The organism is Paucibacter sp. B51, from assembly GCF_027863535.1.
GTDB classification, from domain to species: Bacteria; Pseudomonadota; Gammaproteobacteria; order Burkholderiales; family Burkholderiaceae_C; genus Paucibacter_A; species Paucibacter_A aquatilis.
Genome location: NZ_JAPIVN010000001.1, coordinates 2,956,082 through 2,974,603 on the forward strand (window position 1 = coordinate 2,956,082; position 18,522 = coordinate 2,974,603).

The following is an 18,522-nucleotide window of genomic DNA, read 5'->3' on the forward strand; positions in this document are numbered from 1 at the left end:
AATGAATGAATGAAAGAAAGAGTTGCCGCGAAAGCTGGGGGGCCCGGACCCGTAGCCTGGATGCAGGCCGCAGGCCGAAATCCGGGGCTCTTCCTCTCCGCGCGGCTGTGATGACGGACCTGGCGAACCTCTCCCGCCCCCGACGCCTCAATGCCCGAGATGCGCCCTCGGGTCCAGCCGGCGCAGCAGGGCGCTGGTCATCTCGGCCAGACGCAGCGTTTCACCGCCGCGCCGCTGCGCAAAGGCCTCCGCCGCCGCGCGGTCGGCAAAAGCCGGCAGATTGCCGGCCCGCATCGGCCCCAGAGCGTCGGAGCCGCTGACGAAGACGGCCTGGTCCGCGTCCAGCCAGGCGCCTGGCTGGTTCGGCTTGCCGCCGGCGTCGCGGACATAACGTGCCGCGACATCGGCAGCCGAGCGGCCGCGCGCATAGCGGCCGACGTCCTGCAGATAGATCAGCAGGGACACTGGCGAGTCAAAGAACTGGGTGGCGCCGTCGCTGAAGATCAGCTGCGCCGCCCATTCCGGCGAGCGCGCCGGGAACATGCCGCAGACCGGGCAGCGCGCGTCGGCCGGAATCGGCCGCGGCTGCAGCAGGCCCAGGCCCGAGCCGGCATGGTAGGGCTGTGGCGGCGCGAGCACGCAGAAGTCGCTCATGTCGGCCTGCGCGCGGGCCTCGCTGCCCTCGCGCCGGGCCAGCAGGCCGGCGCTGACACCGGCCGTCAGCAGGCCCAGGCGAAGCAGCAGCTGCCGCCGGCGCAGGTTCGGCTTGGGGACCAGGGCCATGGCGCCTACATCCGGCTGTCATGCAGGGCGCCGCCGCTGAGGTCCACCATTTCGGGGCGGATCTCGGCATAGCGCAGCAGGCGGCCGCCCCAGCTCTTGATGAAGGCCTGGGCCTGGTCCTCGCGGCTGAAGCTGGCCAGGGTCGGGCCCATGGAGCCATGGCGTTTGCTGCCCAGCACATAGAGGCCGTTCCTGGCCTCGAACCAATGGCCGCGCGGCTGTTCCCAGTCGGCCAGGCCCATGTCCTGCACAAAGGCGGCGCGCACGGCGCGCACCTGCTCGGGCCGCAGCAAGGTGTTGAACAGCTCCACCGTGTCGCAGAAGAACAGCGGTTGCGGCGTGCCCTCATAGAAGATCTGCGCCTTGGGGCCGGGGTAGTCGGCCAAGAGCATGCCGTCGAGGTCGCAGGTGCTGCGCGGGTCGATCTCGGCCGGGACCAGGGCTTGCTGGCTGTCCTCGGCCGATTTGCCGCAGGCGGCCAGGCCCAGGCCGGCCAGTCCCGCCATGCCGGCGATCAGCAGGCTGCGGCGCGGCAGCACGGGGGATGAATCAAGCAGTGTTTTCATGAACGGAATCTCCAGCGTGCCAGGGCCAGCGGCAGCACGATCCAGACCCCCATGACCAGGCCCATCAACCAGGGCTTGGCCATGGCAGGAGGCACCAGGGTGCCCAGGCCGTAGAGCGTGCGCATGTCCTCCAGCGAAAAGATATTGAGGATGCGAAACACATCGGCCGGGTTCAGCAGCAAGGCATAGGCCAGGGCGTCGCCGGCCAGCCAGCCACCCCCGGCGCCGGCTACCAGCAGGCCCAGCAGCACCAGGTCGAACACCAGCACGAAGAAGAACCAGAGGGCGATGGCCAGGCCCGAGGCCCGCGTGCGCTCGCGCGCCAGCACCGAGAGCAGCACGGCCAGGCTCAAAAAGGCCAGGCCCAGCAGCAAGGCGCTGAGCACAAAGCCCAGGTAGTGGTACAGCCCCGCCCAGCCGAATTGCTGCCACAGCAGGCCGGCCACCACGGCAAAGCCGCTCAGCGTGGACAGGCTCAAAGCTGCGGCCAGGCCCAGGTACTTGCCCAGCAGCAGCTCCAACCGGGTGATGGGCAGGGCCAGCAGCAGGTCCAGGCTGCCGCGCTCGCGCTCGCCGACCACGGCGTCGAAGCCCAGCAGCAGGGCGATCAGCGGGATCAGGTAGATGACCAGGCTGACCAGGCTGGCGATGATGAACTCGATCGAGCGCGGCCCGATCTGGCCCTGGGCGGAGCCGCCGAAGTAGGTGATGGCCAGTGAGAACAAGGTGAACACCAGGGCCACGGCCAGCACCCAGCGGTTGCGCATGCGTTCGCGGAACTCCTTGGCAGCCAGGGTCAGGATCTGTCGTGCGGCTTCCATCAGGCGGGCCTCCGGGCGGCGTCACCAAGGCCGAAGAACAGGTCTTCGAGCGAGGGCTCCAGAATCTTCAGGTCCAGCAGGCGCGAGCCCAGCTGGGTGGCAAGGGCCAGCGCGGCCATCTTGTGTTCGCGCGGGCAGCTCAGGCTGAGTCGGTGGCCCGCGCCGCTCAAAGCTTGGCAGGCCAATCCCTGGCCGGCCAGGAGCTGCTCCGCAAACAGCAGATCGGCCTCGCTGGCCAGGCTCAGCTCGATGTGCAGCGGCGCCTGCTGCTGCTCGCGCAGCGACTGCACCGTGCCCAGGGCCTGGATGCGGCCGGCCGCCATGATGGCCAGGCGGTCGACGCGCTCCTGCAGCTCGGCCAGGATGTGCGAGGTGATCAGCACCGTCACGCCCTGCTCGCGCAGCGCTTGCAGGCTGCGGTAGAAGTCGCGTATGGCTTGCGGGTCCAGGCCGTTGCTCGGCTCGTCGAGAAACAGCAGCTGGGGCCGGCCCAGCAAGGCCTGGGCAAAGCCCAGACGCTGGCGCATGCCCTTGGAGTACTCGCGCAGCGGCCGGTGGCCGGCGTCGGCCAGACCAACCTGCTCCAGCAGCGGCTGGCATTGCGCGGCCGCTGCGCCCTTCAGACGGGCGAAGAACTGCAAGGTCTCCAGTCCGCTGAGGTTGTCATACAGCACCACGTTTTCGGGCAGATAGCCCAGGCCGCGCCGGATGGCGCGGAAGTCGCCGCCGCTGATGGGCCGGCCCTGGATCAGCACCTCGCCGCTGCTGGGCGCGACCAGGCCCAGCATCATCTTGAACAAGGTGCTCTTGCCGGCGCCGTTGTGGCCGATCAGGCCGAAGATCTCGCCGCGCTGCACGCGCAGGTCGACGCCGTCGACCGCGCGCAGGCGGCCGTAATGCTTGCTCAGGCCGCGCAGCTCGATGGCCGGGCTGCCGCCCTCGCCGGACCTGCCGTCATTGGCCGGGATAGTGCTTGTCACGCCATTCACTCCATTGCTTGTGGGCCGCCCGCATCTGCGGACGGGGGTCGATCACGCTGGGCACGCGCAGCACCGGGAACTGCTGGCCGACCAGGCGCAGGGCCTGGATGGCCGGGCTGGCCAGCAGCAGCTTGAGGCCGGGGTAGCGCCAGCTGAGGCGGTCCACCATGTCATTGGCCTCGTAGGGCACGTCGCCGCGGCCGTCGCCATTGCGGTCCCAGCCGAGGTAGTTGCTCCAGTGGTTGCCGGCGCACTGCTCGGGCGGGACCGGTTTGCCACGATCCTTGCGGTCTTTGGGCAAGGGGCAGCCCCAGACCTCGTCGCGCGCGCCGATGTAGCGGATCTGCTCGCGGTTGGCGATGAAGTCATTGCCCTCGACCACATTGCGGGTCGAGCCGGCCGAGAGGTGCACGCCGACATGGTTGTCGACGATCAGATTGCCTTTCAGCGTCGCGTACTCGACGTCGTAGATGAAGAAGCCGCGGTTGTTGCCGGCGATGATGTTGTTCTCGATCAGCGAGTCCTGCAGCGTGCGCAGCATGATGCCGTGGTCGCTATTGCCCCAGGTGCGGTTGCCGCGCACCACCTGGTCGCGCACCTCCATCAAGGCCAGGCCGCCGCGGTTGTAGTAGCTGTCGTTGTCCTCCCACAGGTTGTAGTAGGAGTTCATGTAGTGGCTGCCGTAGCGGCTGTGGTGCAGCTTGTTGCCGCGGAAGACGGCGTGGTGCGAGACATCGACGTAGAGCGCGTCGCGCACAAAGCCGATGTTGTTGCCGATGATGCGGGCACCGGTGGTGTTGTAGAGCTGGATGCCGTTGCCGCGCTGCGAGCTGTTGTACTCGCGCTTGCCGGTGATCAGATTGGCCTCGATGCGCACATCGTTGGCCTTCTCGATCCACAGGCCGAAGAGGTTGTAGCTGAGGTCGCAGTTCTGCACCACGGCCCGGTGCGCGCCGGGGCGCAGATAGATGCCGGCGTTCTGGTCCTTGAGGCTGTCGCCCGAGTCGCGCACGATCAGGCCTTCGATCGTCACGTCGGCGGCCGTCACCCGCAGCGTGTCGCCCTGCATGGCGCCGCTCAGTGTCGGCCGGCCGATACCGCGCAGGATCAGCGGCTTGTCGATGATGAAGTTGCCCCTGTGCAGGGCACGCTCCACTTCCACGGTGTCTCCCGGTCTGGCGCCGTCCAGCGCCTGCTGCAGCGATTCACCGGGGCGCACGCGCACGGTGGCGGCGTCGGCCGAGGCGCCGATCAGCAGCAGCGCAAAGAGCCAGGTGGCCGTGGCTGCTCTCATGCCGACAACCCGCCCATGGACTTGAGCGCGAGGAAGAGCACGGCGCCGATCAAGAGGTTCTTGAAGCCGACATAGCTGAGCATGTCCATCACGCTGGCGCGGCGGTAGTTGGCTTTCCACCAGGGGCCGTCTTTGACATGGCGTTTGCCGGCCAGGCGAATCAGCACCTCGTAGACGCTCCAGCCGAACCACCAGGCGATGATGGCGCTCTGCGAGAGCCGGCCGCTGCCGGCCAGCACCCAGGCCATGCTGGCGGCCAGGGCCAGGGAGAAGCCGGCGATCTGCAGCGCTCGCTGGCTGGCAAAGGCGCCGGCGTTCCAGGGCCAGAGATGGTCCCAGAACTCGCGCGCCAGCCAGGCCAGGCCGCTGCGGCCGGCCTTGTGCGCGGGGCTCACCGCTTCGCTGGGCATGCGCGGGTCGGGGCCGGCGGCGACCTTGGCCGAGATCGCCGGCACCGAGTCGATGGGGATGAAATAACCGTCGCGGCCGATCGGCGTGATCAAGAGGCCGTCGCGCTCGCGCCGCTTGCGTTCCTTGGCCAGGGGCGGGCAGCCCTTGGCATCGGTGTAGAGAATCATGCAGTCCAGGCAGTGCAGGCATTCCCGGTGGTCGATGCGGCCGGCCGCGTCGATGGCCAGCGAGCCGCAGCCAACCGCGCAGGCCTTGCAGCTGTTGCAGTCCTGCTTGCGCTTGAGGCCGAACCAGCGGAAGGTGCTGGGCATGGCCAGGGCCGCGCCGAGCGGGCAGATGTATTTGCAATAGGGCCGCTCGATGAAGAGCGAGACCCCCAGGATCAGGCAGACGAAGAGGCCGTAGGGCCAGGCGCGATGGCTGATGCCGACCAGAAAGGTGGTCTTGAACGGCTCCACCTCGGCCAGCTTTTCGGCCAGGCCCATGGAGAACATGGACACGCTCAGCAGACCGAAGAAGACGCCGTACTTGAGCCATTTGAGCCGGTCGTGCCAGCGCTGCGGCAGATGGCCTTGCCAGCGCTTCAGGCCCAGCTTGCTGCCGATCTTGTAGAGCGCCTCGGACAGCGAGCCGAAGGGGCACATCCAGCCGCAGAACAGCCCACGGCCGAACAGGAAGACGGTGGCGATGATGAAGATCCAGAAGCAGAAGATGAAGGGGTCGCTGAGGAAGAGCGACCAGGTCCACTGGAACAGCAAGGCATGGAACCAGGTCAGCACCTGGGTGATGGAGGGCTGGGCCATGGCGCCGAAGCCGACGAAGACTATGCTCAGCGCCCAGGCCGTGTACTTGAAGCCATTGACCGGCCACTTGTTCTTGTGCGTGGACAGGCGTGTCAAGCGCTCGCGCAGGGCATAGACCACGGTGACCGTCAGCAGCAGGGCGACGAAGAGCGCGATCTCCAGCGCCCGACTCTTCCAGACCTGCACCCAGGGCGCGGCGACCTCGGGCAGGGCCGGGCGGCCGCCCACGAGAAGGCGATCATCGAGCCAGACCTGGGCGTCGAAATTGACAAAGCTGCGTGTGCCGGTGGCGCGCTCGACCTTGTTGCCCAGAAAGGCCAGCTTCCAGGGGTAGGCGGGCGAGAAGCTCTTGTTGCGAACGATGAAGATGGCCGACTCGTCAAAGGCCGGTGCGCCCTCGGCCTGCAGGCCGTAGAGATTGAGGTAGTCGAGGTCGCGGAAGGTGAAGGCATCGGCGCCTTGCTTGAGCTGCACCCGGTCGTAGAGACCGCCGCGCACAAAGCCCGAGCCCTTGAAGGACTCCACACCGGCGCTGCGCACCACGAAGATGGCATGCTCGCCCGGCTTGAGCGTGGCTTGCAGCTGCTGCCGGCCGCGCTCGCCCAGCAGGCTGCGGGCGACATCGGGGTGGTTGAGGTCACCGAACCAGAGTTCGATGAAGGGCTGGTCGCTGTGCGCCAGGCCCAGCTGCTCGCTGCGCACGCTCAGGCGCTGCAAGGCGCCCAGCGCCTTCAGCTGCGCCCAGCTGAGCGCCTGGCCCTGGGGCTCGGTGGCCTGGTAGCGGGCGGCTTCGCGCAGCGTGGGCGGCAGGATGCCGACCTGGCGGGCCACCGCCTGGCCCGAGGCCATCATGACCTGGTTCTGCGCGATCACGGTGACGGTGGCGCCGGAAATGGCGTCCAGGCCCAGCACGCCCTCATCGGGGCGCGACTGGCCGACCTCGATCTTGTCGGCCACCGACTTGCCCAGGTACTGCTTGTTGAAGTTCAGCAGCGCGGACTCCGGAATGCCCAGCAACAGGATGGGCTCGGAATGCTTGAGCACCTGGGTGCCGACGAAACGGCCGGCCCGGTCCATGCCGATCAGGGTGACCACCGGCTTGCCGGAGTAGGCCGGCGTGTCGGTGATGTCGGTGGACAGCATCACATAGCCCAGCAGCGGCTTCTTGCCGGCGGCGTCGGCGGCGCCATAGGCCTCGACATAGGGCGGCGTGCCCATGCGCTCGGAAAAGCTCTGCGCGCCGGGGAAGACCTTGGCGCAGGGCAGCAGGGCGCACATATCGCGTGCCTGGGCCAGGCCGGCCGGCAGCTCCGCCTCGTAGGCGCCTTCCTTGGCGCTGGCGGCGCCGGGGAGGGCGGTGAAAGCAAGCAAAAACGCGGCCAGACAGAAGCTGCGCTTCAGTGTGGCCGCCAAGAGATGGCATCGCGAAAACATGGGCACTTTCAGGGGAGCCGGCGCCCCGTCCTGTTTGAGGTCCAGGTGGGCGCCGGGGGTCAGGACGGCAGGGCTCGAGTCCGCCGTCCTGGGCTCTTCTTTTGCTTTAAGCCTCAACAATCATCCGCGTGCGCATCTCAAGATGCAGGGCATGGCAGAAGTGGGTGCAGTAGCACCAGTACACGCCCGGCTTGTCGGCCACAAAGGTCACCGAGGCGGTTTCCTGCGGGTTGACGATGAAGTTGACGTTGTACTTGGGGATGGCAAAGCCGTGCGTCAGATCCTCGATCTTGTCCAAGTTGGTCAAGGTCAGGGTCACCACATCGCCCTTCTTCAGCTTGAACTCGCGCAGGCTGAAGGCCGGGGCTTGCGAGGTCATCTTGACCTCGACCTTGTTGCCCTTGCGGAACACGCCGGATTCCTTGGGGTCCTTGATCGCATTGGGAAAGTCGTCGAGCTCGTAGACCTTCTTCGGATTCAGCAACTCGCGCTTGAAGATGATGAAGTCATGCGGCTCGCCGCGCACCGGGTGGTCGGCCATCAGCACCATCTTCTCGCCCGAGATGTCGATCAGCTGCTCGTTCTCCGGGTGCAGGGGGCCGACCGGCAGGAAGCGATCCTTGGAGAACTTGCAACCGACGGCCAGGTACTTGCCGTCCGCGGCGCGGGTTTCCGACTGGCTGGCGTTCAGGTGGCCCGGCTGGTACTGCACATCGATGCGGTCGACCACGTACTTGGCGCTCTTGTCGCCGGCATGGAACTTGATGGCGGCCTCAAGATTCCACTTGACCACCTGGCTGTCCAGGAAGAGCGTGGTGTAGGCATTGCCGCGTCCGTCGAAAGCGGTGTGCAAGGGGCCCAGGCCCAGCTCGACCTCGGCGACGATGGCCTTGTCCGGCGACTCCAGCTTGCCGTCGAAGTAATCGAGCACCTTGGCCAACTCGATCACGGTGCCGGTGGGCGAGAGCTTGCCGGCGCAGATGAAGTACCTGGCGTCCGGGCTGGCATTGACGCCGTGCGGGTTCTTGGGCACCGAGACGTAGGCGGTCAGCGCGGTCTTGGGGTCCTTGTTGGCGGCGTGCGTGCCGTCCACCACTGGCACCTTGGAGTCGCCATAGGTCTTGAACTTGCCGGCCTTGACCGCGGCCTCGATGCGGGCGATGTTGAAGAACAGGCAGGCATCGCGCTCGGAGGACATCATGTCCTCGTACTTGGCGCCCATCTCGGTGTTGTACTGGTTGGTGGCGGCCAGCTTGCCGTCGTAGGAGGTGGCGGTCAGGTCGCAGTTGCCGTCGATCAGCACTTGCCAGCGGACCTCCATGCTCTCGGCATCGACGCAGGTGAACAGCGAGTGATAGGTGCTCGCGTCTTCGTTGCCGGCCGTGTTGGGCAGGGGGACGGAGAACTCACCGCCGCAGAACACGCGGGTGGTGTAGTTGATCTTCGGGTCCACCGGGTCGGCCTTGTCGGGGAAGATGCCGTGGAAGCCCTGCACATTGGGCAGCTCGGTGATCTTGTCGCAGACGAAGTAGTCCAGGCGGATGCGGGCGATGCGGCTGTTGATCTTGTCGTTGATCCAGGCGTAGCGGCCGTCGTAGTTGCCGTCCTTGTAGGAGGCATGGGTGTGGTGGGTATCGGCGACGGTGTACTTCAGGCTTCCGTCGGCCTTGGTGCCCATGACCTTCTTGGACTCGTTGGTGTGGCCCCAGCCGACCAGGGCATCGGGCACGAAGCAGGGGATGCGGGTGATCTCGCGGCCCGAGGGCAGGCCCAGCACGCGCATATCGCCGGTGTGGCCGCCGCTCCAGAGTCCGTAGTAGCTGTCCAGCTCACCGGGCTTCAGATGTGCGGCGTTGGCGGCGCCGCTGCCTGCCGCGGCATGGCCACCCGGCGCCGGGCCGGAGGCGGCCGCCGGAGCGGCTGAGCCGGGCTTGTCGCTGCAAGCGACGGCGCCGAGGGTCAGGCCAGCCAAGGCGGCGCTGTTGACGAAGCGGCGGCGGCCCAGTGCGGGCTGTTCGATGGCTGCCGGTGTCTTGCTCTTCTTGTCGTTCATGGGGGACGTCCTCTTCAGTGGAATCGGGGGCTTGGGGGGCCGCGTGCCGGGGGCGGCGCGGCTTGGAAGGTGTGGGGAGCAGAAGGCCGCGTCGAAGCCGCCAGTCCTGCGCCTGCGAGTGGCAGGGCCGGCTGCCACAGGCAGGGACCGGGCAGGGGGCCCAGCAGCAGGCAGTTGGGGCAGTCCAGGCCCGAGGGGCTGCCGGCCTGGCCGGCTGCGCCCTCGTCATCGCCGAGCTGAACCAGGCGCATCTGCCCGGAGCCCGAGCAGACCAGGTCCAGCCTACCGTGCTCGATCAGCGGTGCCGCCCAGGCCGCCGCCATCGCCAGCAGCAGCCAGCCGAGCACGCAGCGGCGCAGCGTTCGGCTGAAGGTGGGGACGAGGGTGGCGGAGCACATGGGGCGGAGGGGATCGGGCTGGGCATCAGAAAGCTTGCAGCGATGATCCCGACCCGGGTCGCTGTACGCCTTGAACTGGTTCAAGAAAAGCAAATAGAGCGGGCTTGGCTGCAGATATCGCTGGCCGGGCCTTCTCCCGGCGCTGCACGCTGCCTAGAATCTGCGCAGAACGCCGCTTTGGTGCCACCTGAAGGATTCGTTATGTCCAAGTTTGTCAAAACCACCCTGGCGCTGGCCGGACTGCTCTTGCTGCTGAGCGCCTGCGGCAAGAAAGAAGAGGCCGCCGAACCGACGCCAACGACCACGCCCGCCGTCGTGGCGGCACCGGTGCCCAGTGCGCCGGCCGTGGCCGAGAACTCCGTCGGCAAAGGCATTTACGGCAAGACCTGCGCCATGTGCCATGCGGCCGGCGTGGCCGGTGCACCCAAGCCCGGCGACAAAGCCGACTGGGGCCCGCGCATCGCCCAGGGCAAAGACCTGCTCTACAAGCATGCGCTGGAAGGCTTCACCGGTGCCAAGGGCATGATGCCGGCCCGCGGCGGCGGTGCTTCGCTGACCGATGAGGACGTCAAGGCCGCGGTCGACCACATGGTGGCCTTGTCCCAGTGAGGATCCGACCATGAAGCGACCGGCCCCCTCCGGCGCCGCCCTGTCGCGGCGCAGCGCGTTGGCCTGGGCCTTGCCGCTGCTGGCCTCGGCGGCAGCCCTGCCACAGCCGGCGCGGGCCATGGCCGCACAGCGCCGCGATTCGCGCCCTCTGCTGGGAACCCGGGTGGACATGGTGGCCGAGGGCGGCTCGGCCGCCTTCCTGGCCGAGGCCATGGACAGCGCCTTCGGCGAGATGGCTCGTCTGAGCGCCATGATGAGCCGCTACGAGCCCGAGAGCCCGCTCAGCCGCATCAACCAGGCCGCGGGGCGCAGCGCCGTGGCGGTTCCGAGCGAGCTGATGGCCGTGCTCCAGACCGGCCTTGCGTTGCATCGGCGCACCGAGGGCTGGTTCGACATGACCGTCGGCGCGCTCAAGAGCTGGCGCTTCGAACCGGGTCAGCATGGAGCGGTGCCGAATGAAGGCATCTTGGCGCAGGAGCGCAGCTTGGTGGATGCCGCGGGCCTGCGCCTGGATCCTGCTGCAGGCCGTGCCCATTTGCTGCGGCCCGGCATGGCGCTGGATCTGGGCGGTGTCGCCAAGCTGCCGATCTTGGCGGCCGGCATGCGCCGCCTGCAAGACTGGGGCGTGGCGAACGCCTTGATCAATGGCGGCGGCGATGTGCTCTACCGCGGCCGCAACCAGGGTCGCCCTTGGCGGGTCGGCTTGCGCGACCCGCGGCGGCCGCAGCAAGTGCTCGGCGTGCTCGATCTGCAAGGTCAGGGCGTGCTGGCGGCCAGTGGCGACTACGAGCGCTACTTCATCGCTGACGGCCAGCGGCAGCACCATATTCTCAGCCCCCGCTCCGGCCGCCCCAGCCAAGGCGCTTGTGGGGTCAGCTTGTGGGCGCGCAATGTGGACCTGGTCAACGGCCTCGGTGCGGCCTTCATGCTGGGCGGGCACGGCTACAGCCGCGACTATCTGGGGCGCACTCCTGAATTGCAGGCCTTGCTGGTCTACCCCGACCAAACCGTGTGGGCCACGTCGGACATGCAGCGAGCCCTGCGCCCGTGGGCGCCTTGAGTGCCATTCCTTGAAGCCAGTTTATGTGCTTGCTAGGCGTAGCGCACGAATTCACGATAGTCCAGGCTTTGCACATAGGCAAGGCTGACCACCGTGCCAAAGACTAGAACGGCCGGGCTGGTGATGCGCTCGCTGTGCAGCTGCGCAGCCAGTGTGCCCAAGCTGCAGATCGTGGCGCGTTGCTGCGGCGTGTGTGCCGCAGCGATGGCAGCTGCCGGAGTGTCCGCTGCCAAGCCCCCGGCGCGCAGTGCCGCTACCAACTGCTCCACCCGTGCCAGGCCCATGTAAATCACCAGGGTCAGGCCGCTGCGGGCCAAGGCGTGCCAGTCTGGGTTGACGCCCGCCCCGCCGTCCTCGCGCCCATGGCCGGTGACGAAGGCCACACCGGGGGCGTGGCGGCGATCGGTGACGGGGATGCCGATGCTGGCCGGCGCGGCAATGCCGGCGGTGATTCCGCTGACCACCTCCACCGCGATGCCGGCAGCGCGAAGGGCGTCCATCTCCTCGCCGCCACGGCCGAACACAAAGGGGTCGCCGCCTTTGAGCCGCAAGACGTTCAGGCCGGCGGTGGCTTCGCGAATCATCAGCTCGTGAATAAAGCGCTGCTCGGTGGACACACAACCGCCGCGCTTGCCGACATGGATCAGCCGAGCGCCAGGTTTGATCAAGGCCAGCACGCGGGCATCGACCAGATCGTCGCTCAGCACTACGTCGGCTGCTTCGATGCGGCGCAGGGCGCGCAGGGTCAGCAGGTCCGGGTCTCCAGGGCCGGCACCGACCAGGCTGACGCAGGGGGTTTGGCTGTGCTGGCGTTGATTCATCATGATGCATGGACTTCTTCAAGAAAGGGGGTTTGCGCCTCCAGCCGCCGCAAGCTGGGCAGGCAGGAGCCGCATTGGGTGCCGCAGCGCAAGCTGGTTTGCAGGCCCTGCAAGCGCTCGTGCGGCGTGCCGGCCAGGCTTTGCAGCTGGTTGCAGATGCGGGCTTCCGACACATCCAGGCAGTTGCAGACCTGCGGGCTGCGTTGCCTCGCCTGTGGATGGCCCGGCAGCACCGGCTTGGGGCTCAGCAGCTGGGTGCCCAGCGCAGCCACTGGCTCGGCCTCGCGCCACAGTGTCAGCAACCAGGCGCTGGCGGCGCGCTCATCCATCTCGGCCCCACCCACCAGCAGCACGGCGCGCAGCCGGGCTTGCGCGCCCGAACGGTCCAGACCCAGCAGGCGACTGCGCTGGCGATGGCTGTCGGCATAGCTAAGTACCTGAACACCATGCAGACCCAGCAGCGCGCGCAGCTGGCTCAGCAGTGCGGGGGCCGGGGGTGTGGCCGCCGCCGCGTCAAAGCACCAGCCGGTTTGCTCGGGCGAGGTGCCGGCCACCGGCAGGCAGCTGGCGTAGTCGAACTCACCCATCAGCGCGCGCAAGCTAGCGCGCAGCTGCACGGCCTCGGCTGGCGCGCACCAGATTGCCGCGCTGAGCCGCCATGGCAGCGCTATCGACTTAACCTGAATGGCGGCGAACTTAAGCTCCGGCTGTCGCGAGTCGGGGCAGCATTGCTTGCCCAGCAAGGCATTGACGCCGGGCCAGACTTGGCTTTCGCCGTTTCCGTTGCTGCCGCGGCCAGACACAAACTCTTCCCCCCAGTGCATGGGCAAGTAGGCTTGGGCCGGGCGCATCAGCGAGTCGGCGCGCACCGGCAGGATGAGCTGGCCGTGGCGCGAGCTGATCAGGGCCAGCTCGCCATCCTTGAGCCCACGCAGGGGTAGGTCTTGCGGATGCAGGCGCAGGGCCGGTGCGGGCTCGTGGCCGAACAAGCGCGGCAGCAAGCCGCTGCGGCTCATGCCATGCCATTGATCGCGTAGGCGGCCGGTGGTGAGCGCCAGGGGGAAGCGGGCGTCGAGCTTGTCGACGGGCGGGCGGTAGGTCAGGCTGATGAAGCGGGCGCGGCCGTCGGCGCTGGGGAATTGGCCGTCCAGATAGAGCCGGGCCTGGCCCTGGGTGGCACCGGCCGGGTAGGGCCATTGCTGAGGGCCGTCGCGGTCCAGAATGGCCCAACTGAGGCCGCCGATATCAAGGTCACGGCCGACGGTGGCGGCGCGGTGCTCCAGCCACAGGTCTTCGGCGCAGGTGTAGGGCAAGCGATCGGGCTGGCCCAGCAAGGGGGCAAGCCGGCGGGCCAGATCGCGCACGATTTGCCAGTCGGGTCGGGCCTGGCCAGGCGGTGCAATCGCGGCACGTACGCGGCTGATGCTGCGCTCGCTATTGGTGACCGTGCCTTCCTTTTCGCCCCAGGAGGCAGCCGGCAGCAGCACATCGGCGAAGGCGGCGGTGGCGGTGTCAGCAAAGGCTTCTTGCAAGATCACCAGCTCGCAGCGGGCCAGCGCACGTCGCACCAGGGCCTGGTCAGGCATGGACTGGGCCGGGTTGGTGCAGGCGATCCACAGCACCTTGATCTCGCCCTTGGCGGCGGCCTCGAACAGCTCCACTGCCGTCTTGCCCGGCGTTTCGGGCAGGGCGTTCACGCCCCACAGGCGGGCGATCTCGGCACGATGCGCGGCATTGCCGGGCTCGCGGTGGCCCGGCAGCAGGCTGGCCATGCCGCCGACCTCGCGCCCGCCCATGGCATTGGGTTGGCCCGTGAGCGAAAACGGCCCGGCGCCGGGCCGGCCGATCTGGCCGCAAGCCAAGTGCAGATTGATCAGCGCGGTGTTCTTGGCTGTGCCGCTGCTGCTTTGGTTGAGGCCCTGGCAGTACAGCGACAGCGTGGCGGGTGATTGAGCGAACCAGCGCGCGGCGGTCAAGAGGTCAGCCTCCTGGATGCCGCAAATGCGTGCCGCATCCTTGGGCGTGCTGCTGCGCACCAGGGCTTTGAGCTCATCAAAGCCCAGGGTGTGGCGGGCCATGAAGTCGGCGTCTAGCCAGCCCTCCCAGATGCAGGCGTGCAGCAGGCCGTGCATCAGGGCCACATCGGTGCCGGGCAGTATCTGCAGATGCAGATCGGCCAGCTCGGCGCTTTCGGTGCGCCGTGGGTCAACGACGATGAGCTTGAGCGCCGGCCGCTGGGCCTTGGCGTCTTCCAGGCGGCGGAACAAGATGGGGTGGGCCCAGGCGGGGTTGGCGCCGCTGATAAAAACACAGTCGGCCTGCTCGATGTCTTGGTAGCAGGCGGGTGGCGCGTCCGCCCCCAGGGCTTGCTTGTAGCCGGCCACCGCCGAGCTCATGCACAGGCGCGAGTTGCTGTCGATATTGTTGGTGCCCAGCAGGCCGCGCGCTAGCTTGTTGAAGGCCTGGTAGTCCTCGGTCAGCAGCTGGCCGGAGATGTAGAGGCCGATGGCGTCGGGGCCATGCTCCGCATGTACGGCGGCGATGCGCTGGGCCAGGCGCTGGTTGAGGGCTTCCCAGCTCAGCACCTCGGGCGCGGCGCCGCGGCTGGGCCGCCAGGCTGGTTGCAAGAGTCGCTGGGTCTGGCGGATCAGCGGCGTGGCCGTGAGGTGCAGGGTGCTGCCCTTGCTGCACAGGCGGCCGAAGTTGGCGGGGTGGGCGGGGTCGCCTTTGACGCCGGTGATTTCACCCGCGCTGCTTTCGATGATCACCCCGCAGCCGACGCCGCAATAAGGGCAGGTGGAGCGAGTCTCCGTGCTCATGGCGCGCTGCTCATGCTCAGGCGGCCTTGGCGCAAGGGCCGGCCTTGAGCGGCGCGAGCTCCAGGCCTAGGGTGTCGAGCTCCGTCTGATCGAGTTGCACCTGGCCCTCCAACACGCGTATCTGGAAGCGCGCGGCGCAGCCCTCGTCGGGGGCGATGGCCTGGCCGCTGTCCAGTGCAATCGTCCAGCTGTGCAGCGGGCAGGCGACCGAGTGGCCAAAGACCAGGCCCTGGCTCAGCGGCCCGCCCTTGTGAGGGCAGCGGTCCAGCAGGGCGAAGACCTGGTCGTCTTCAGTGCGGAAGATGGCCACTTGCGAGCCCTGCGCGCGGGCCACGCGGCGGGCGCCAAGGACGGGGATGTCGGCCAGGGCGCAGATGGTTTTCCAGCTTGGTGTCATGGCTGTGTCTCTGTGTACGTCTGTCGGTGTGATGGCGGGGTTCAGAGCGGCTCGAACTGGCGCAAATCGACCTTGGCCTTGGCGAAGTCGAACCAGGGGTCGGGCTCGCCGGCCAGCGCGAATTGCAGTTCGTCCCAGAGGGTGCGGCGGCCGTCGCGGTCGTCCAGAATGCGGCGCTTCACATAGTCCATGCCGACCCGGGCCAGGTAGTGCACCGTGCGCTCCAGATACCAGCCTTCGGTTCGGTAGAGCTGCATGAAGGCGCCGGTGACTTCCATCACTTCTTCAGGCGTTTTGACCTTGACGAAGAACTGCGCCACCTCGGTCTTGATGCCGCCGTTGCCGCCGATATAAAGCTCCCAGCCGCTGTCCACGCCGATGATGCCGACGTCCTTGATGCCGGCTTCGGCGCAGTTGCGCGGGCAGCCCGAGACAGCGAACTTGACCTTGTGCGGCGCATACATGCGCCACATGGCGCGCTCTAGGTCCTTGCCCATCTGGGTGCTGTCTTGCGTGCCCATGCGGCACCACTCACTGCCCACGCAGGTCTTCACTGTGCGCAAGGCCTTGGCATAGGCATGGCCCGAGGGCATGCCGATATCGGCCCAGACCTGCGGCAGGTCTTCCTTCTTCACGCCCAGCAGGTCGATGCGCTGGCCGCCGGTCACCTTGACCGTGGGGATCTTGTACTTGTCTACCGCATTGGCGATGCGGCGCAACTCATCGGCCGTGGTCTCGCCGCCCCACATGCGGGGGATCACCGAGTAAGTGCCGTCCTTCTGGATATTGGCGTGGCTGCGCTCGTTGATGGGGCGCGATTGCGGGTCATCCTCGGCCTCTTTGGGCCAGGTGGAGGTGAGGTAGTAGTTCAGCGCGGGGCGGCAAGTGGCGCAGCCATTGGGGCTGCGCCAGGCCAGGGCGCTGTAGAGCTGGGGCAGGCTGATCAGATGCTGCTGGCGGACGGCATCGCGCACGTCCTGGTGGCTCAGCTCGGTGCAGGCGCAAACTGCCTTTTTCTTCGGCGTGGCCGAATAGTCGCCACCGGCGCTGAACATCAGCAGCTGCTCCACCAGGCCGGTGCAGGAGCCGCAGCTGGCACTGGCCTTGGTGTGCTTGCGCACTTCGTCCAGGGTGAACAAGCCCTTGTCCTTGATGGCTTTGCAGATCGTGCCTTTGTTGACGCCATTGCAGCCACAGACCTCGTCGCTGTCGAGCATGGCGGCGGCCTTGTTGTGGCCCTGGTGGCCGACGTCGCCGATATTGCTTTCGCCGAACATCAGCTTGTCGCGGATGTCGGCCACCTTGCGGCCTTCGCGCAAGAGCTTGAAGTACCAGCTGCCGTCCACCGTGTCGCCGTACAAGCAGGCGCCGATCAGGCGGTCGTTCTTGATCACCAGCTTTTTGTAGACACCGGCGAAGGGGTCGCTCATCACAATTTCTTCGCTACCCTCACCGCCCATGAAGTCCCCGGCGGAGAACAGGTCGATGCCGGTGACCTTGAGCTTGGTTGAGGTCTGCGAGCCCTGATAGCGGCCGATGCCAAACTGCGCCAGATGGGTGGCGCAAACCTTGGCTTGCTCGAACAGTGGCGCCACCAGGCCGTAGGCAATGCCGCGGTGGGCCGCGCATTCGCCCACCGAGTAGATGCGCGGGTCGGTGGCGGTTTGCAAGGTGTCGCTGACGACGATGCCGCGCTGGCACAGCAGGCCGGCACTTTCCGCTAATGCCGTATTCGGGCGGATGCCGGCGGCCATCACGACCAGGTCAGCGGGGATTTCGCTGCCGTCCTTGAATTGAACCGCCATCACCCTTCCGTCCTTGCCGCCGATCAAGGCCTGGGTCTGTGCGCCCAGCATGAAGCGCAGGCCGCGCGCTTGCAGGCTTTGGCGCAGCAAGTCGCCGGCCACATCGTCGAGCTGGCGCTCCATCAGCCAGTCGCCCAGGTGCACCACCGTCACCTGCATGCCGCGCAGCATCAGGCCGTTGGCGGCCTCCAGTCCCAGCAGGCCGCCGCCGATGACAACAGCGTGTTGGTATCGGGTGGCTGCATCGATCATGGCGTTGGTGTCGGCGATGTCGCGGTAGGCGATCACGCCGTCCAGGTCTTTGCCGGGCACGGGCAGGATGAAGGGGCTGGAGCCTGTGGCGATCAGCAGGCGGTCGTAGTCGGCCTCGGTGCCGTCGGCCGCCACCACCTTGCGGCGTTGCCGGTCTATCTGCGTCACCATCTTGCCCAGGTGCAGGGTGATGCCGTGCTCGACATACCAGTCCAGCGGGTTGAGCACGATCTCGTCCAGAGTCTGCTCACCCGCCAGCACGGGGCTCAGCAAGATGCGGTTGTAGTTGGGGTGGGGCTCGGCGCCGAAGACGGTGATGTCGTAGAGATCGGGCGCGATCTTGAGCAGCTCTTCCAGCGTGCGCACGCCGGCCATGCCATTGCCGATCAGCACCAGCTTGAGTTTCTTGGTCTTCATGCGGCCACCTCGCTGCGGGCATGTCGGGTGTAGAGGAAGTCGATCACCGCCTTGCGGCAACTCAGGTAATGGCTGTCATCGGCCAGGGCCACACGCTCGCGCGGCCGGGGCAGGTCCACGCGCAAGATCTCTCCGATGGTGGCGGCCGGGCCATTGGTCATCATCACGATGCGGTCGCTCAGCAGCACGGCCTCGTCCACATCGTGGGTCACCATCACCACGGTGCTCTGGGTGCGGGCCACGATCTTCAGCAGCTCGTCTTGCAAATGGGCGCGGGTCAGGGCGTCCAGCGCGCCAAAGGGCTCGTCCATCAGCAAGACCTTGGGCTCCATCGCCAGGGCGCGGGCGATGCCCACGCGCTGCTTCATGCCGCCGGAGATTTCATGCGGGCGTTTGGCGCTGGCGTGGGCCATGCCCACCAGTTCCAGCGCAGACTGGGTGCGCTCTTGCAGCCTAGGCTTGGGCTCGCTGGCACCGAACACCGACTCCACGCCCAGGTAAACGTTGTCAAAGCAACTCAGCCAGGGCAACAGGGAATGGTTCTGGAACACCACGGCGCGCTCCGGTCCGGGCGCATTGATCTCACGCCGGTCGCACAGCAGCACGCCTTGGCTGGCCTGCAGCAGGCCGGCGATCAGGTTGAGCAAGGTGGACTTGCCGCAGCCGGAGTGGCCGATCAGGGTGATGAACTCGCCCTTCTCGATTTGCAGATGGATGTCGCGCAAGGCGTGGAACTGGCCCTTGCGGGTGCTGAACACCATCTCAGCGCCCTGGACTTCGATGAATGCTTGGCTCATCG

15 protein-coding genes are annotated in these 18,522 nt (G+C 67.3%); 2 read left to right on the plus strand and 13 right to left on the minus strand.

From position 1 onward, the window contains the following. Positions 1-147: 147 nt before the first annotated feature. From OOB33_RS12695 to OOB33_RS12730, 8 genes are all read right to left on the minus strand, one after another. The gene (locus OOB33_RS12695) at positions 148-783 is read right to left on the minus strand and encodes a nitrous oxide reductase accessory protein NosL (protein ID WP_271008941.1); all 636 of its coding nucleotides are present in this window, start codon (positions 781-783) and stop codon (positions 148-150) included. Positions 784-788: 5 nt separating this feature from the next. Then, entirely contained in the window at positions 789-1,349 is a 561-nt protein-coding gene (locus tag OOB33_RS12700) for a nitrous oxide reductase accessory protein NosL (protein WP_271008942.1), read from the minus strand. Then, a complete protein-coding gene (locus OOB33_RS12705; protein WP_271008943.1) occupies positions 1,346-2,170 on the minus strand; it encodes an ABC transporter permease in 825 nt (274 codons plus the stop codon). Before OOB33_RS12705 ends, OOB33_RS12700 begins: the two co-directional genes overlap by 4 nt. Next, positions 2,170-3,150 carry an ABC transporter ATP-binding protein gene (locus tag OOB33_RS12710; protein WP_271008944.1) on the minus strand — a complete coding sequence of 327 codons (981 nt, stop codon included), beginning with the start codon at positions 3,148-3,150 and terminating at the stop codon, positions 2,170-2,172. The genes OOB33_RS12705 and OOB33_RS12710 overlap by 1 nt, the downstream gene beginning before the upstream one ends. Beyond that, the gene (locus OOB33_RS12715) at positions 3,125-4,444 is read right to left on the minus strand and encodes a nitrous oxide reductase family maturation protein NosD (protein WP_271008945.1); all 1,320 of its coding nucleotides are present in this window, start codon (positions 4,442-4,444) and stop codon (positions 3,125-3,127) included. The genes OOB33_RS12710 and OOB33_RS12715 overlap by 26 nt, the downstream gene beginning before the upstream one ends. Continuing rightward, positions 4,441-7,092 (minus strand): NosR/NirI family protein, encoded by a 2,652-nt coding sequence (locus tag OOB33_RS12720; RefSeq protein WP_271008946.1) that lies wholly within the window; start codon positions 7,090-7,092, stop codon positions 4,441-4,443. Before OOB33_RS12720 ends, OOB33_RS12715 begins: the two co-directional genes overlap by 4 nt. A gap of 106 nt (positions 7,093-7,198) precedes the next feature. Beyond that, positions 7,199-9,145: a TAT-dependent nitrous-oxide reductase gene (gene nosZ, locus OOB33_RS12725; RefSeq protein ID WP_271008947.1), complete on the minus strand. Its 1,947-nt coding sequence runs from the start codon at positions 9,143-9,145 to the stop codon at positions 7,199-7,201. Positions 9,146-9,159: 14 nt separating this feature from the next. Then, positions 9,160-9,543, minus strand: a complete 384-nt coding sequence (locus OOB33_RS12730; RefSeq protein ID WP_271008948.1) for a DUF2946 family protein — start codon at positions 9,541-9,543, stop codon at positions 9,160-9,162. A 201-nt stretch (positions 9,544-9,744) separates the two neighbouring features. Here OOB33_RS12730 and OOB33_RS12735 point away from each other — a divergent pair, with 201 nt between their 5' ends. Further along, the gene (locus OOB33_RS12735; protein WP_271008949.1) at positions 9,745-10,152 is read left to right on the plus strand and encodes a c-type cytochrome; all 408 of its coding nucleotides are present in this window, start codon (positions 9,745-9,747) and stop codon (positions 10,150-10,152) included. Positions 10,153-10,162: 10 nt separating this feature from the next. Then, positions 10,163-11,212 carry an FAD:protein FMN transferase gene (locus tag OOB33_RS12740; RefSeq protein WP_271008950.1) on the plus strand — a complete coding sequence of 350 codons (1,050 nt, stop codon included), beginning with the start codon at positions 10,163-10,165 and terminating at the stop codon, positions 11,210-11,212. 32 nt (positions 11,213-11,244) lie between these two features. On the opposite strand, the gene cobA is transcribed toward OOB33_RS12740, so the two are convergent. Genes cobA through OOB33_RS12765 form a run of 5 tightly spaced genes read right to left on the minus strand, consistent with a single transcriptional unit; the run spans position 11,245 to position 18,520 of the window. After that, positions 11,245-12,036, minus strand: a complete 792-nt coding sequence (gene cobA, locus OOB33_RS12745; protein WP_271008951.1) for a uroporphyrinogen-III C-methyltransferase — start codon at positions 12,034-12,036, stop codon at positions 11,245-11,247. Then, the gene (locus tag OOB33_RS12750) at positions 12,033-14,852 is read right to left on the minus strand and encodes a nitrate reductase (RefSeq protein ID WP_271008952.1); all 2,820 of its coding nucleotides are present in this window, start codon (positions 14,850-14,852) and stop codon (positions 12,033-12,035) included. The genes cobA and OOB33_RS12750 overlap by 4 nt, the downstream gene beginning before the upstream one ends. Positions 14,853-14,868: 16 nt before the next feature. Continuing rightward, positions 14,869-15,249, minus strand: a complete 381-nt coding sequence (nirD, locus tag OOB33_RS12755; protein ID WP_271008953.1) for a nitrite reductase small subunit NirD — start codon at positions 15,247-15,249, stop codon at positions 14,869-14,871. Between the two features lie 41 nt (positions 15,250-15,290). Continuing rightward, entirely contained in the window at positions 15,291-17,723 is a 2,433-nt protein-coding gene (nirB, locus tag OOB33_RS12760; RefSeq protein WP_271008954.1) for a nitrite reductase large subunit NirB, read from the minus strand. Beyond that, positions 17,720-18,520: an ABC transporter ATP-binding protein gene (locus OOB33_RS12765; protein ID WP_271008955.1), complete on the minus strand. Its 801-nt coding sequence runs from the start codon at positions 18,518-18,520 to the stop codon at positions 17,720-17,722. The genes nirB and OOB33_RS12765 overlap by 4 nt, the downstream gene beginning before the upstream one ends. Between the last annotated feature and the right edge of the window lie 2 nt (positions 18,521-18,522).